The organism is Conyzicola sp., assembly GCF_057073975.1.
The window spans coordinates 1-11815 of record NZ_JBXMIS010000023.1 but is presented as its reverse complement, the minus strand read 5'-3'; the positions used below and the strand labels follow the sequence as shown (position 1 = coordinate 11815).

The window sequence follows — 11815 nt, the reverse complement described above, 5'->3', positions numbered from 1 at the left end:
TCTACTGGTCGGTGGAGTAGCTGTCGGCGTAGGCCTTGATCGTCGGCTCCGCCTTGCCCGACGCCATCAGGGTTCCCTTGTTGATCCATGCCGCGTGGTCGCACATCTCGCTGACGGCGGCCATCGAGTGGCTGACCAGGATGACCGTCTTGCCGTCACGCCGGAAGTCGCGGAACTTCTGGAAGCACTTCTCCTGGAACTCCGCGTCGCCAACCGCGAGCACCTCGTCGACGACGAGGATCTCTGGATCGACGTTGATCGCGATGGCGAACCCGAGCCGCACGTACATGCCGGAGGAGTAGTTCTTCACCGGCTGGTCGATGAACTGCTCCACGCCGGAGAAGTCGACGATCTCGTCGTACTTGCGCGTGATCTCCTTCTTGGTCATACCGAGGATCGAGCCGTTGAGGAAGATGTTCTCGCGACCGGAGAGCTCGGTGTGGAAGCCGGACCCGACCTCGAGCATTGCTGCCATCTTGCCGTTGTGCGTGATGGAGCCCTTATTGGGGAAGTAGATGTTGGCGAGGCACTTGAGCAGCGTTGACTTGCCGGACCCGTTGCTGCCGATCAGGCCGAATGTCGAACCGACAGGCACATCGAAGGAGACGTCCTTCAGCGCCCAGAAGTCGTCGTGCACCGAGGTGCGCCCCCGCATGACCGCCGACTTGATCGTCTGGTTTCTCTCGTGGTAGAGCCGGAAGCTCTTGCTGACGTTGTCGACCTTGACCGCGATGTCGCTCATAGCGCCTCCGCCAGCTTCTTCTCGTTGCGTCGGAATACGAGCATGCCGAGCGCGAGCATCGCGACGGCCCAGCCGGAGCAGATCAGCCACTCGATCGGCTCGGGCCAGCGGTTGTCGTAGAGGAGTTTTCTGAAGACCTCGACGAAGTGGACCATGGGATTGAGACCGTACAGCGCCGAGAGCGTGACCGGCGTGCCGAACAGTCCGCCGAGATCCTTCGACACCGTCGCAACCATCGAGTACGGGTAGATGATCGGGCTGAGGTACATCCACAGCTGGAGGAAGATGCCGATGAAGTACTGCGTGTCGCGGAAGTAGACGTTCGCGATCGACAGCATGAGGGCGATTCCCGCGGCGAAGACGGCGAGCAGCACCATGATCAGCAGCACGAGCGGAAGCCAGGGAAGCACGAACGCACCGACGATTGTGAGTGCGACGACGAGCACGGCCATCTCGAACAGCCAGTTGTAGACGGCAGAGCCGACGAGCGAGAGCGGCAGCACGATGCGGGTGAAGTAGACCTTCTGGATGAGACCCGCGTTCGCGACGAGCGAGCCGACACCGAGATTGAGCACGGTGGAGAAGAAGGTCCACGGGAGGAGCCCGCACAGCAGCCAGAGGGCGAAGACATCGAGACCGCTCGGATCGCCCTTGCCCGGCTGGATGCGGAAGATCAGGCCGAACACGAAGGTGTAGATGAGCATGAGCGCGAGCGGATTGGCGAGCGACCAGAGCTGGCCGAAGATCGTGCGCTTGTACTTGCCCCTGATCTCGCGCAGCGTGAGGTTGGCGAGGAGCTCGCGCGACGCGAGCACTTCTTTCAGGTAATTCATCCCGCCCCTACGTGACTACGGCTTCGGCTATCGGGCAACCGAACAGCTCAGTTTAGCCGGGGAGACCTGGATCAGGGCGACGGCTGCGCGGCGAGCAGGACGAACTCGTTGTACGGGAACACTCGGCCGACGGCGCGGGGGAAGGGGAAGGAGAACCGACGGGTCTCGCGGAGTCCGAGCGCATCCGCCATCTCCCGCAGTCCATCGAAGTCGACGAATCGGATGTGCGTCGCATCGGTGCGGTACCCGCGCTCCTGGGGGGTGATGAAGCACACCTTGCCTCCCGGGCGCAGGAATGGCAGGTACTCCCGCAGTAGTCCGAGGCCGGTCTCGAGCGAGAGGTGCTCGGCAACGTGGGCGAAGAGGATCGAGTCGAAACTCGCCGGATCAGCGTATTCGCTGCGGTGGAACTCCTCGCCGGTGAACGCCGTGAGCCCGCGCGAGCGCGCGATCGCGATCGAGGTCGCGTTGTGGTCAACACCGACGCCGTTGCCGCCGAGGTGGGCAAGGTTGCGACCGAGCCCGCAGCCCACGTCGAGGGTGCGGCCGAGGTCGAGCCGGCGGATGTTCCAACGGTAGGGCGCCTGCACGTTGAGCACGCGCCGCCAGGCAGAGCTGTCGAGTCGCCTCAGCCTCTCGGCGTACTCGCGGCCCGCTGTGGATAGTTCGTCGTCCGGCGCCACACGGTACACGGTATCGACATCCAACTAGAATTGCCGTCCTATGGGACCCTCCGACTCGACCCCCGCTGTGCCAGCCGTGGCAGTGGTGACCGTGAGCTTCGGGTCTGGCGACGTGCTTCCTTCCTTCCTTGACTCTGTCGGCCCGGCGAGCAGCGCCTCCCCGGCCGTCATCGTGGTCGACAACAAGCCGCAGCCAGACGAGCGGGTTCGCGAGCAGGCCACGTCGCGCGGGGCGACCTACCTCGGCATCGGATCCAACCTCGGCTACGGCGGCGCCATCAACGCGGCCGTCGCCACCCTGCCGGCCTCGGTGCGCTGGATCCTCGTGAGCAACCCCGACGTCGTGCTCGGCTCCGGCTCCCTCGACCGGCTCGTTGCCGCGGGAGAACAGGACCCGGCGATCGGCTCGGTCGGCCCTGGCATCCTCACCGCAACCGGCGAGATCTACCCGTCTGCCCGAGCTGTGCCATCCCTGCGCACGGGTGTCGGCCACGCACTGTTCGTGAATCTCTGGGCAGGCAACCCGTGGACCCGCGCCTACCGCCGCGAGGCAGAGGTCGAGAACACCGCGAGAGACGCCGGTTGGCTCTCCGGCGCGTGTGTGCTCGTTCGTCGCTCCGCCTTCGCCGAGCTCGGTGGCTTCGACGACGGCTTCTTCATGTACTTCGAGGATGTCGACCTCGGCTACCGCCTCGGCAAGGCCGGCTACCGCAACGTCTACGATCCGGAGGCGACGGCGATCCACACCGGTGCCCACTCGACCAATTCCGACTCGGCCCAGATGGTGCGGGTACACCACGAGAGCGCGAAGCGATTCCTCGGCAAGAAGTACCGGGGCGCACTGCTCTGGCCGATCCGGGTCTCCCTGAGGCTCGGCCTCGCGGTGCGCTCTGCCCTCGTCACCCGCAAACTGGGGCACTAGCTAGACTCGACGCGGCAATATACTCCACCCCCAAGGATGAGCACCATGAAGATCCTCGTAACCGGCGGTGCCGGTTTCATCGGCTCGAACTTCGTTCGACGCACCCTCGAAGACGCCTACCCGGGGCTGGAGGGCGCTGAGGTCGTCGTGCTCGACGCGCTCACCTACTCCGGCAACCTCGAGAACCTCGCGCCCGTGGCCGACTCGCCGCGCTACTCGTTCGTGCACGGCGACATCCGCGACTCCGCGCTGCTCGACACCCTGCTGCCGTCGGTCGACGCGGTCGTGCACTTCGCGGCAGAGTCGCACGTCGACCGCTCGGTGCGTGACGCATCCATCTTCGTCGAGTCGAACGTGCTCGGCACCCAGAAGCTGCTCGATGCCGCGCTCCGTGCCGACCTCAAGCGCTTCGTGCACGTCTCAACCGACGAGGTGTACGGCTCGATCGCCGAGGGATCGTGGGACGAGCAGCGACCGCTCGAGCCGAACTCCCCGTACTCCGCCTCGAAGGCGGGCAGTGACCTGCTCGCGCGCAGCTACTTCCGCACCCACGGGCTCAACGTCTCGATCACACGGTGCTCCAACAACTACGGCCCGTACCACTTCCCTGAGAAGGTCATCCCGCTCTTCGTCACCAACCTCATCGACGACAAGCATGTTCCGCTGTACGGCGAGGGCAACAACATCCGCGACTGGCTGCACGTCGACGACCACACCCGCGGCATCGCGATGGTTCTCGTCGGCGGTCGTGCCGGCGAGATCTACAACATCGGCGGTGGAACCGAGCTGACCAACAAGGAGCTCACCGAGCTTCTGCTCACGGCGACCGGCAAGGACTGGTCGTACGTCGACCGCGTGCAGGACCGCCTCGGCCACGACCTTCGGTACTCCGTCGACATCTCCAAGATCCGCGCAGAGCTCGGCTACGAGCCCCTCGTGCCGTTCGAGCAGGGGCTCGCCGACGTCGTGCAGTGGTACCGCGACAACCGCGCCTGGTGGGAGCCGCTCACCGAGCGCGCAGCCCTCTCCTGATGACCGGACTCTGCTCATGACTGACCTCAGCTACCTCATCGTCGGCGGCAGCGGCATGCTCGGCACCGACCTCTCTGTCGCACTCGCCGGTCGCGAGGTGACCTCGCTCAGTCGCGCCCAGCTCGACATCACCAGTGTGGATGCCGTGCGCACCGCCGCGGTCGGCCACGATGTGATCATCAACGCGGCCGCCTACACGAAGGTGGATGACGCAGAGGAGCACGAGGCAGAGGCGGCGATGGTCAACGCGGTCGGTGCATCCAATCTCGCGCGCGTCGCGGCAGAGAACGGCGCGATCATCGTGCAGGTCTCGACCGACTACGTCTTCTCCGGCGCCGACAGCGGCCCGTACGACGAGGACGCGCAGACGGCCCCTCGATCGGCCTACGGCCGCACCAAGGCCGACGGAGAGCGCCGCGTGCTCGACGCGCATCCTGACGGCGCATTCGTCGTGCGCACCGCGTGGCTCTACGGAGAGCACGGCCCGAACTTCGCGAAGACCATGCTCGCTCTCGGCAGCCGCCGCCCAGAGGTGCAGGTGGTGACCGACCAGATCGGCCAGCCGACGTGGACGCTCGACCTCGCCCACCAGATCGTGCGGCTGCTCGACTCCGACGCGCCGTTCGGCATCTACCACGGCACGGCGAGCGGCAGCGCGAGCTGGTTCGACTTCGCCAAGGCGGTCTTCGAGTTCGGCGGGCTCGACCCGGAGAACGTCAAGCCGACGACGAGCGCCCAGTTCGTGCGACCGGCCCCGCGACCGGCCAACTCCGTTCTCGGTCACGACGCGTGGATCGAGGCTGGCCTGCCCCCTATGCGCGACTGGCGCGAGGCGCTGCGCGAGGCGTTTGCCACAGGAGCGCTGGCGAGCGCATGATCACCCTTCGTGTGATCGTCGACGACGTTCTGGCGCCAGTGCCGAGCGGGCTCTCGAGGTACACAGAAGACCTAACGCGCGCCCTGATCACAGCGGCACCACGCGGTGCCCGCGTCGAAGGGGTCGTCGCGGCGTCGACGGAGGCGGAGTACGAGGACCTGCTCGACCGGCTTCCCGGAATCACGCTCGCCAAGAGCGCCCTCGCGCGCCGCGAACTCGCGACGGCCTGGCAGCGCGGCTTCACCAGGCTCAGCGGCATGGTGCACGCGCCGAGCCTTCTCGCCCCGCTCTTCAAGCACGACCGCCTGCACTCCGAGGGCCAGCAGACCGTTGTCACCGTGCACGACGTGACCCCGTGGGTGCACCCCGACTCGCTCGATACCAGAGGTGCCGCGTGGCACATCGCCATGGCAAAGCGGGCCCAGCGCTACGCCGACGCTGTGGTCGTGCCGACCCATGCCGTGGCGGAGCAGCTCGCAGAGCACATCGACTTCGGCGACCGCATCCGAGTGATCGGCGGAGCGGTGAGCCCGACCCTCGCGACCCCTGTCGATGCAGAGTCGCGCGCGGAGCGCCTCGAGCTTCCGGCAGAGTACCTCGTCGCCATCGGCGGGCTCGAGCCGCGACGCGGACTCGACCAGCTGCTTGCCGCGCTCGCGATTCCCGGTGCCGCCGACATCCCGCTTCTTATTGTCGGAACGGATGCCGCCACGAGCGAGGCGATCCAGCGCTCTGCCAGCGAGGCCGGTCTCGCCGAGGGGCGCGTGCGCACACTCGGCCGCTTGACCGACCCAGAGTTGTGCGTCGTGCTCGATCGCGCCACAGCGCTCGTGCTGCCGAGCAGGCTCGAGGGCTTCGGCCTTCCCCTGCTCGAGGCCTTCCACTTCGGCACGCCCGTGATCCACTCCGACACTCCGGCTCTCGTCGAGGTGGCAGGCCACGCCGGGCTCGCCGTCGCGCTCGACGGCGATGACTTCGCCGCCGGTCTCTCCGACGCGATCTCACGGGTTCTCGGCGATGCCGAACTGCGCGAGTCGCTCATCATCGCCGGGTTCGACCGCGCCAGGCTGTACACGTGGGAGAGCTCCGCAGAGAAGGTCTGGCAGCTGCACGCAGACCTCTAGTCCGGTCTAGTGGGACTACTCGGGAGCGGGGCTCGCCGCTGCTGTCGACTGTGCAATCGCGTCGGCAATGAGGGCCCGAATGGCGGGGATGTCGGGGTTGGCCGTCGCCACGAGCGGTGGCACAAGCTCCAGCCGGGTGACCGGCAGCGCCTTCGCCTTCGTGGCAAGGTCGACGAACCGCGGCAGCATGTCCTGGGGAATGTCGGTCTTCACGACCTGTGCGCCCGCCTTGGCGACCGCCTGGAACTTGGTGAGCACGTTGGCTGGGTCGAACTGGGCGAGGATCGCCTCCTGCACGTCGCGCTGCCTGCTCATGCGGTCGTAGTCGGTGACGTTGTAGCGCGATCTGGCGTACCAGAGGGCCGTGGCGCCATCCATCTGCTGCACGCCGGCGGGGATCGAGCCGACCGGATCGACACCGTTCATGCCGATGAGCACCTTGGACTTGACGTCGATCGTGACACCGCCGAGCGAATCGACGAGCTGGCTGAAGCCCTGCATGTCGATCAGGACGTAGTACTGCATGGTGAGTCCGGTCACGCCCTCGACCGCGTCGCGCATCGCCTCGACGCCGGGGTCGCTGCCAGCGGCCACCGCGTCAGGGTAGAGCTCTGGGTGCTCTGAGCCGTAGGTGTAGAGGTAGCTGATGAGGCAGTCGTTGCCGCAGTTGTAGCCATCGGGGAACGCCGCCAGCAGGGGGGAGCCCTCGACGAGCGGGACGTTGTTCTCCAGGTTGCGCGGAATGCCGATGATGGTCGACGCCCCCGTCTCGGCATCGATGCTGACGACGGAGATGCTGTCGGGGCGAAGGCCGATACGGTCGGCGCCCGCGTCGCCTCCGAGCAGCATGACGGTGTACCGGCCGTCGATCGGCTCGGCGTAGCTGCCACCGCCGAAAACGTCGGTGAGAAGGGTGCGCGCGGATCCGGCAACGACGGCCCCGTAGCCCGCGGCCCCGGCGGTGAGCACGAGTGCGCTCGTGGCAAGCACGGCGACAGCGAGTCGCGCAGCGGGTGCCAGCGCAGGAAAGCGCACGAGCTGCATGGTGTTGATGGCCAGAATGACCCACAGCACCGCGTAGAACGCGAAGCCCACCTGGATGACCGTGAGGGCGATGACGTTGGTCGCGATGGCAAGGAAGACGGTGTTCACGGCCGTGTACAGCACGAGCGCGACAATCGTGATCGCCCACAGCACGAAGGTGGAGCCAACGCCGAATCGGCCGAGGCGACGGCTGCCGGCGAGAAGCTGCGCAGAGCCGGGGATGAGGATGCCGAGGGCCACCAGCCACCACGCTCGTCTGCCCATGATCGCCGGGGACTGCGCGTCGGGGTGCCGGATAGGACTCGTCGAGCTCACGGCGGCTACTTCCCCAGCGACGACTTGAGCTTGGCGTTCTTCTCCGCGACGGTCGCCTCAAGGGCGTCGGCGAACCGCGCGAGGGCCGCCGCAATCGACTCATCGGAGGTCGACAGGATGCGGGCGGCGAGCAGCCCGGCATTGCGTGCGCCGCCGATCGACACGGTCGCAACGGGGATGCCCGCTGGCATCTGCACGATCGAGAGCAGCGAGTCGAGGCCGTCGAGTCGCGCGAGTGGAACGGGAACACCGACGACGGGCAGGGTGGTGACGCTCGCGATCATTCCGGGCAGGTGCGCGGCTCCGCCGGCGCCCGCGATGATCACCCGGATGCCGCGGTCGCGGGCGGAGCGACCGAACGCGATCATGGCGTCGGGCGTGCGGTGCGCAGACAGGACCTCGACCTCGTACGGGATGCCGAACTCGTCGAGGGCCGCCGCGGCATCCGCCATGACCGTCCAGTCCGAGTCGGAGCCCATGACGACGGCAACGGTTGGCTTGGTCTCTGGCACGCCGTCAATCGTACGGGTCAGCCCTGGAAGATCGCCGCCGCGGCACGCGCGGTGTACATGACCTCGTCGAGGTCGTCGCCGAAGGCAGTGACGTGCCCAACCTTGCGGCCGGGGCGCGGACTCTTGCCGTAGTTGTGCACCTTGGCGGCGGGATGCGCGGCGAACGCGGCCGGGTACCGATCGGCCAGGGTGCCCGTGGTCGGTCCGCCGAGCACGTTGATCATCACGCTCCACTCCGCTATCGGGTACGGAGCGCCGAGCGGAAGGTCGAGCACCGCGCGGAGGTGCTGCTCGAACTGGCCGGTGATGGCGCCGTCCATCGACCAGTGGCCGGTGTTGTGGGGGCGCATGGCGAGCTCGTTCACGAGGAGTCGCTCATCGGTCGTCTCGAACAGCTCGACGGCGAGCACGCCGGTGACGTCGAGTCCCTCTGCGATCGTCGTGGCGATGCCGGCGGCGACCTCGGCGATGCGACCTGACGACGACGGTGCCGGCGCGATGACCTCTGCGCAGACGCCCTCGACCTGAACGCTCTCGACCACTGGCCACGGGCGAAGCTCGCCCGACGGGCGCCGGGCGACGAGCTGGGCGAGCTCTCGGCGGAAGTCGACGAGCTCCTCTGCGAGCAGGTCGTCGCCGCCGTTGGCAACGCCCTCGAGCCAGTCGGCAACCTCGTCGGAGGATCGCACGACGCGCACGCCCTTGCCGTCGTAGCCGCCGCGGGCGGTCTTGACCACGGCGCGGCCGCCGTTGTCGGCGAGGAACGCGTCGAGGTCGGCGGGGGTCGAGATGCGCGCCCACTCCGGCACGGGAACGCCGAGCTCGGTGAGGCGCTCGCGCATGAGCAGCTTGTCCTGTGCGTACTGGAGGGCCGCGGGCCGCGGGTGCACGCGCACTCCCTCGGCCTCGAGCGCCGCCAGCACCGACTGCGGCACGTGCTCGTGGTCGAAGGTAACGACGTCGACGCCCCGCGCAAATTGAAGGACTGCCTCGGGATTCCGGTAGTCACCGAGCGTGTCGACGGCGATATCCGCCGATTCTCCTTCGTTTTCGGCGAGCACGCGGAGGGTGATGCCGAGGTTGACCGCGGCGGGGACCATCATGCGGGCGAGCTGGCCGCCGCCGACGACACCAACGGTGAGAGACATGAGCGCTCCTGAGATCGCGGGCCCTCGACGGTGCACGCCAGAGGGCTGCGGATAGAATTTCCCGCAACACAACCATTATCGACCAGGTGGATGCATGCGCTCGCTCCTCACCCAGCTGACCCGCTTCGGGCTCGTCGGGCTGGTCGGCCTGGTCATCGACGTCGGCGTCTTCAACCTGCTGCGGCTCACGGTGCTGAGCCCGGACGTGCTGCACGAGGGCCCGGTGATTGCCAAGGTCGTCTCGACGTCGATTGCCATCCTCGCCAACTGGATCGGCAACCGGCACTTCACCTTCCGCGGCGAGCGCAAGTCGCACTGGGTGCGCGAGGGCATCGAGTTCCTGCTGGTCAGCCTCGGTGGCATGCTCATCAGCCTCGGCTGCCTGTGGGTCTCGCACTACCTCCTCGGGTTCACCTCCGTGCTTGCCGACAACATCGCGACGAACGTCATCGGCCTCGCACTCGGCACGGCGTTCCGCTTCACCTTCTACCGCGGCTGGGTGTTCAAGGCACGCATCGACCGCGAGGAGCGAGCGGTGGATGTCGCGGCTCCCGTCGATCGACAAACAGAGCCTGCTGGCTAGCGCCGACCCCACATGGTCGTCTCGTCGTTGCCAGAGGACTGCTCGCGCTGGCGTCGTGATGCCACCTGCGTCGCGTTGCGCTCCATGAGGTCGTGCAGTGCCTCCTGCACGAGGTCGGCGTCTGGCACGTCGTGCAGCACGACGGGCCGCTCGAGCCCGCTGTTGATGATGACGTCGCCGCTGCCGAACAGCGACTGCATGGCACCCTTGCGCACCGTCACGTCGTAGCCACGGCTGTGCAGTAGCTCCTGGCGCACCCGAACGAGAAACCCGCTGCGCAGCACGATGCGCCGCGTGGTGATCGTGTAGTTGCGGCCGAGCCACGCCAGCAGCGGAACGAGCCATGCAACGATCACGACGATGCCGGCCGTCAGTCCGATCGCGAGATTGAGCCAGAGCTCGTCGAACTGGCCGGTGAAGTATGCACCCGCGACCACCGCGACGAGGAGCGCGAGGGTCGGCCAGACGAGCGCACGAACGTGCGGTCGCAGCCGGGCGACCACCGTCTCTGGCACCTGCCCACTCGGGCCAGTGTCATTCACAGCCGACATGGGTCATTCATACCGCAGATGCGTCACGTCGCCCGCCGCGACAGCCGTAACCGCGCCATCCGTCGACCGGCGCACCACCAGCCGGCCGGCCCGGTCGATCTCCGTCGCGATGCCGACGAGGTCGTCGCCGCCGGGAAGCTGCACGCGCACCTCCTGCCCGAGGGTCGTGCAGTAGTCGCTCACGAGTCGCTGGGCGCCGCTGGCATCGACGTCGGCACCGAGGCGGACGAAGTCGGTGTACAGCTCGCGAAGCGACTCGAGGTAGCCGCTCAGCACCGCGTCGGCGAGCGCATCCCCCGCAAGCTGCGCACCGCAGAGGGCAAGGGATGTCGCGGTCGGAACCGGCAGCTCCTCCGCGGTGAGCGAGAGGTTGACCCCCGCGCCCAGCACGACGGCGTCGCCCGTGACGAGCAGCTCTGCCAGCAGCCCGCTCACCTTGCGCCCGTCGACCTGGACGTCGTTCGGCCATTTCAGCCCAACGCGACCGGGCACGAGCGCACGGATTGCCCTCGCCATCGCAACACCGGCGAGGAGCGGGAGCCAGCCGAAGTTGGCGGGCTCGAGCGGCTCACCCGCCGGAAGCCGCGGTCGCAGCAGAACGCTGACCGCGAGGCACCGCCCCGCGGGCGCGATCCACTCGCGACCGAGGCGACCACGGCCCGCTGTCTGGTTGTCGGTGACGATGACCGCAAGATCGGGCAGGTCGGCCGCCCGCGCGCGCAGAACGTCGTTCGTCGATCCTGCCTCAGGCAGCAGGTCGAGACTGCTCGCGAGCGCTCTGGCGCGGGGTAGCTGCATCATCCAAGGCTAGATGCTGGTCGCTGCGGTTCGCGGTCACCGCCGCGAGGGATCCGATGGCCAGCACGACGGCTCGCGCGGGTGTGCCGACGAGGAGGGCGAGCAGTCCGAGTGCAGAGCGGTCGTGCCTGCCGAGGGCGCGGCGCCGGTCCCAGGCGCGACGAAGCACGCCCCCGCTGCCGCGGGCCACCCGCTGCCGAACCGGCAGCATCCCTGTCGCGGCCAGGTCGAGCTTCTCCTGCACCGCCTGCAGCCAGGTGTCTGCCTCTACGCCGTGGAAGTAGTTGTCGCTGAGCCAGTCGGGCTCGGCGACACGGAAGTCGGCGGCGAGGAGGGCGGAGCGGCCGCCCAGGAGTCCACTGCCCTCGAACACCTCGTTGATGAGCTCTGGAGTAACCCCGAAGTCGTCGAGCACCAGCACGGGAACCCCGAAGGCGACCGCCTCGATCGCGGCTGTCGAGCTCACCGTGACGAGTCCGCCAGCCCGGGCGAGGTGCTCGTGCATCGGCCCTCCCTCGACGACCAGATTGGCCGGCGGGTCGACGAGGTCGTCCTCCATGAGTTGCTCGTAACCGAATCGCTCCATGTGCGTCTGCTGCTCCCCCGCAGCCGCACGCACCTTCACGACGACCCGGCGATCCGGATGCCGCC

General features: G+C 67.7%; 14 protein-coding genes. 5 read left to right on the top strand and 9 right to left on the bottom strand.

Going from position 1 to position 11815, the window contains the following annotated elements; translation table 11 throughout:
* Position 1: 1 nt before the first annotated feature.
* The 3 genes from AC14A7_RS02145 to AC14A7_RS02135 all read right to left on the bottom strand — a co-directional run bounded on the left by AC14A7_RS02145 (position 2) and on the right by AC14A7_RS02135 (position 2258).
* On the bottom strand, positions 2 to 742 hold the full coding sequence (locus tag AC14A7_RS02145; RefSeq protein ID WP_484006236.1) for an ABC transporter ATP-binding protein: 741 nt from the start codon (positions 740 to 742) through the stop codon (positions 2 to 4).
* Positions 739 to 1575 (bottom strand): ABC transporter permease, encoded by an 837-nt coding sequence (locus tag AC14A7_RS02140; RefSeq protein ID WP_484006235.1) that lies wholly within the window; start codon positions 1573 to 1575, stop codon positions 739 to 741. Before AC14A7_RS02140 ends, AC14A7_RS02145 begins: the two co-directional genes overlap by 4 nt.
* 71 nt (positions 1576 to 1646) lie before the next feature.
* Positions 1647 to 2258 (bottom strand): class I SAM-dependent methyltransferase, encoded by a 612-nt coding sequence (locus AC14A7_RS02135; protein ID WP_484006234.1) that lies wholly within the window; start codon positions 2256 to 2258, stop codon positions 1647 to 1649.
* 40 nt (positions 2259 to 2298) lie between these two features.
* On the opposite strand from AC14A7_RS02135, the gene AC14A7_RS02130 reads away from it, so the two are divergent.
* Genes AC14A7_RS02130 through AC14A7_RS02115 form a run of 4 tightly spaced genes read left to right on the top strand, consistent with a single transcriptional unit; the run spans position 2299 to position 6213 of the window.
* On the top strand, positions 2299 to 3180 hold the full coding sequence (locus AC14A7_RS02130; protein WP_484006233.1) for a glycosyltransferase family 2 protein: 882 nt from the start codon (positions 2299 to 2301) through the stop codon (positions 3178 to 3180).
* A 45-nt stretch (positions 3181 to 3225) separates the two neighbouring features.
* Positions 3226 to 4212, top strand: coding sequence for a dTDP-glucose 4,6-dehydratase (gene rfbB / locus AC14A7_RS02125; RefSeq protein WP_484006232.1), 987 nt, complete (start codon positions 3226 to 3228; stop codon positions 4210 to 4212).
* A 16-nt stretch (positions 4213 to 4228) separates the two neighbouring features.
* Positions 4229 to 5089, top strand: a complete 861-nt coding sequence (gene rfbD, locus AC14A7_RS02120) for a dTDP-4-dehydrorhamnose reductase (RefSeq protein WP_484006231.1) — start codon at positions 4229 to 4231, stop codon at positions 5087 to 5089.
* Positions 5086 to 6213, top strand: coding sequence for a glycosyltransferase family 4 protein (locus AC14A7_RS02115; protein WP_484006230.1), 1128 nt, complete (start codon positions 5086 to 5088; stop codon positions 6211 to 6213). The genes rfbD and AC14A7_RS02115 overlap by 4 nt, the downstream gene beginning before the upstream one ends.
* 15 nt (positions 6214 to 6228) lie before the next feature.
* Here AC14A7_RS02115 and AC14A7_RS02110 read toward each other — a convergent pair whose 3' ends face one another.
* From AC14A7_RS02110 to AC14A7_RS02100, 3 genes are read right to left on the bottom strand one after another with little or no spacing between them, the layout of a single operon-like run.
* Positions 6229 to 7572, bottom strand: a complete 1344-nt coding sequence (locus AC14A7_RS02110; RefSeq protein ID WP_484006229.1) for an LCP family protein — start codon at positions 7570 to 7572, stop codon at positions 6229 to 6231.
* 5 nt (positions 7573 to 7577) lie between these two features.
* On the bottom strand, positions 7578 to 8051 hold the full coding sequence (gene purE, locus AC14A7_RS02105; protein WP_484006259.1) for a 5-(carboxyamino)imidazole ribonucleotide mutase: 474 nt from the start codon (positions 8049 to 8051) through the stop codon (positions 7578 to 7580).
* Between the two features lie 50 nt (positions 8052 to 8101).
* Entirely contained in the window at positions 8102 to 9232 is a 1131-nt protein-coding gene (locus tag AC14A7_RS02100; protein ID WP_484006228.1) for a 5-(carboxyamino)imidazole ribonucleotide synthase, read from the bottom strand.
* 94 nt (positions 9233 to 9326) lie between these two features.
* Here AC14A7_RS02100 and AC14A7_RS02095 point away from each other — a divergent pair, with 94 nt between their 5' ends.
* Positions 9327 to 9815 (top strand): GtrA family protein, encoded by a 489-nt coding sequence (locus AC14A7_RS02095; protein ID WP_484006227.1) that lies wholly within the window; start codon positions 9327 to 9329, stop codon positions 9813 to 9815.
* On the opposite strand, the gene AC14A7_RS02090 is transcribed toward AC14A7_RS02095, so the two are convergent.
* From AC14A7_RS02090 to AC14A7_RS02080, 3 genes are all read right to left on the bottom strand, one after another.
* Positions 9812 to 10366, bottom strand: coding sequence for a PH domain-containing protein (locus tag AC14A7_RS02090; RefSeq protein ID WP_484006226.1), 555 nt, complete (start codon positions 10364 to 10366; stop codon positions 9812 to 9814). The genes AC14A7_RS02095 and AC14A7_RS02090 overlap by 4 nt on opposite strands.
* A 3-nt stretch (positions 10367 to 10369) precedes the next feature.
* Positions 10370 to 11164, bottom strand: a complete 795-nt coding sequence (locus AC14A7_RS02085) for a biotin--[acetyl-CoA-carboxylase] ligase (RefSeq protein WP_484006225.1) — start codon at positions 11162 to 11164, stop codon at positions 10370 to 10372.
* A partial coding sequence (locus AC14A7_RS02080; protein ID WP_484006224.1) for a DUF6716 putative glycosyltransferase occupies positions 11112 to 11815 on the bottom strand: 704 nt, incomplete at its 5' end. The genes AC14A7_RS02085 and AC14A7_RS02080, both read right to left, overlap by 53 nt.

Bases quoted from the DNA above. Each gene is read 5' to 3' on its own strand.
- AC14A7_RS02145 (WP_484006236.1), bottom strand. From the start codon at position 742: ATGAGCGACATCGCGGTCAAGGTCGACAACGTCAGCAAGAGCTTCCGG.
- AC14A7_RS02140 (WP_484006235.1), bottom strand. From the start codon at position 1,575: ATGAATTACCTGAAAGAAGTGCTCGCGTCGCGCGAGCTCCTCGCCAAC.
- AC14A7_RS02130 (WP_484006233.1), top strand. From the start codon at position 2,299: ATGGGACCCTCCGACTCGACCCCCGCTGTGCCAGCCGTGGCAGTGGTG.
- rfbB (WP_484006232.1), top strand. From the start codon at position 3,226: ATGAAGATCCTCGTAACCGGCGGTGCCGGTTTCATCGGCTCGAACTTC.
- rfbD (WP_484006231.1), top strand. From the start codon at position 4,229: ATGACTGACCTCAGCTACCTCATCGTCGGCGGCAGCGGCATGCTCGGC.
- AC14A7_RS02115 (WP_484006230.1), top strand. From the start codon at position 5,086: ATGATCACCCTTCGTGTGATCGTCGACGACGTTCTGGCGCCAGTGCCG.
- purE (WP_484006259.1), bottom strand. From the start codon at position 8,051: ATGGGCTCCGACTCGGACTGGACGGTCATGGCGGATGCCGCGGCGGCC.
- AC14A7_RS02100 (WP_484006228.1), bottom strand. From the start codon at position 9,232: ATGTCTCTCACCGTTGGTGTCGTCGGCGGCGGCCAGCTCGCCCGCATG.
- AC14A7_RS02095 (WP_484006227.1), top strand. From the start codon at position 9,327: ATGCGCTCGCTCCTCACCCAGCTGACCCGCTTCGGGCTCGTCGGGCTG.
- AC14A7_RS02090 (WP_484006226.1), bottom strand. From the start codon at position 10,366: ATGTCGGCTGTGAATGACACTGGCCCGAGTGGGCAGGTGCCAGAGACG.
- AC14A7_RS02085 (WP_484006225.1), bottom strand. From the start codon at position 11,164: ATGCAGCTACCCCGCGCCAGAGCGCTCGCGAGCAGTCTCGACCTGCTG.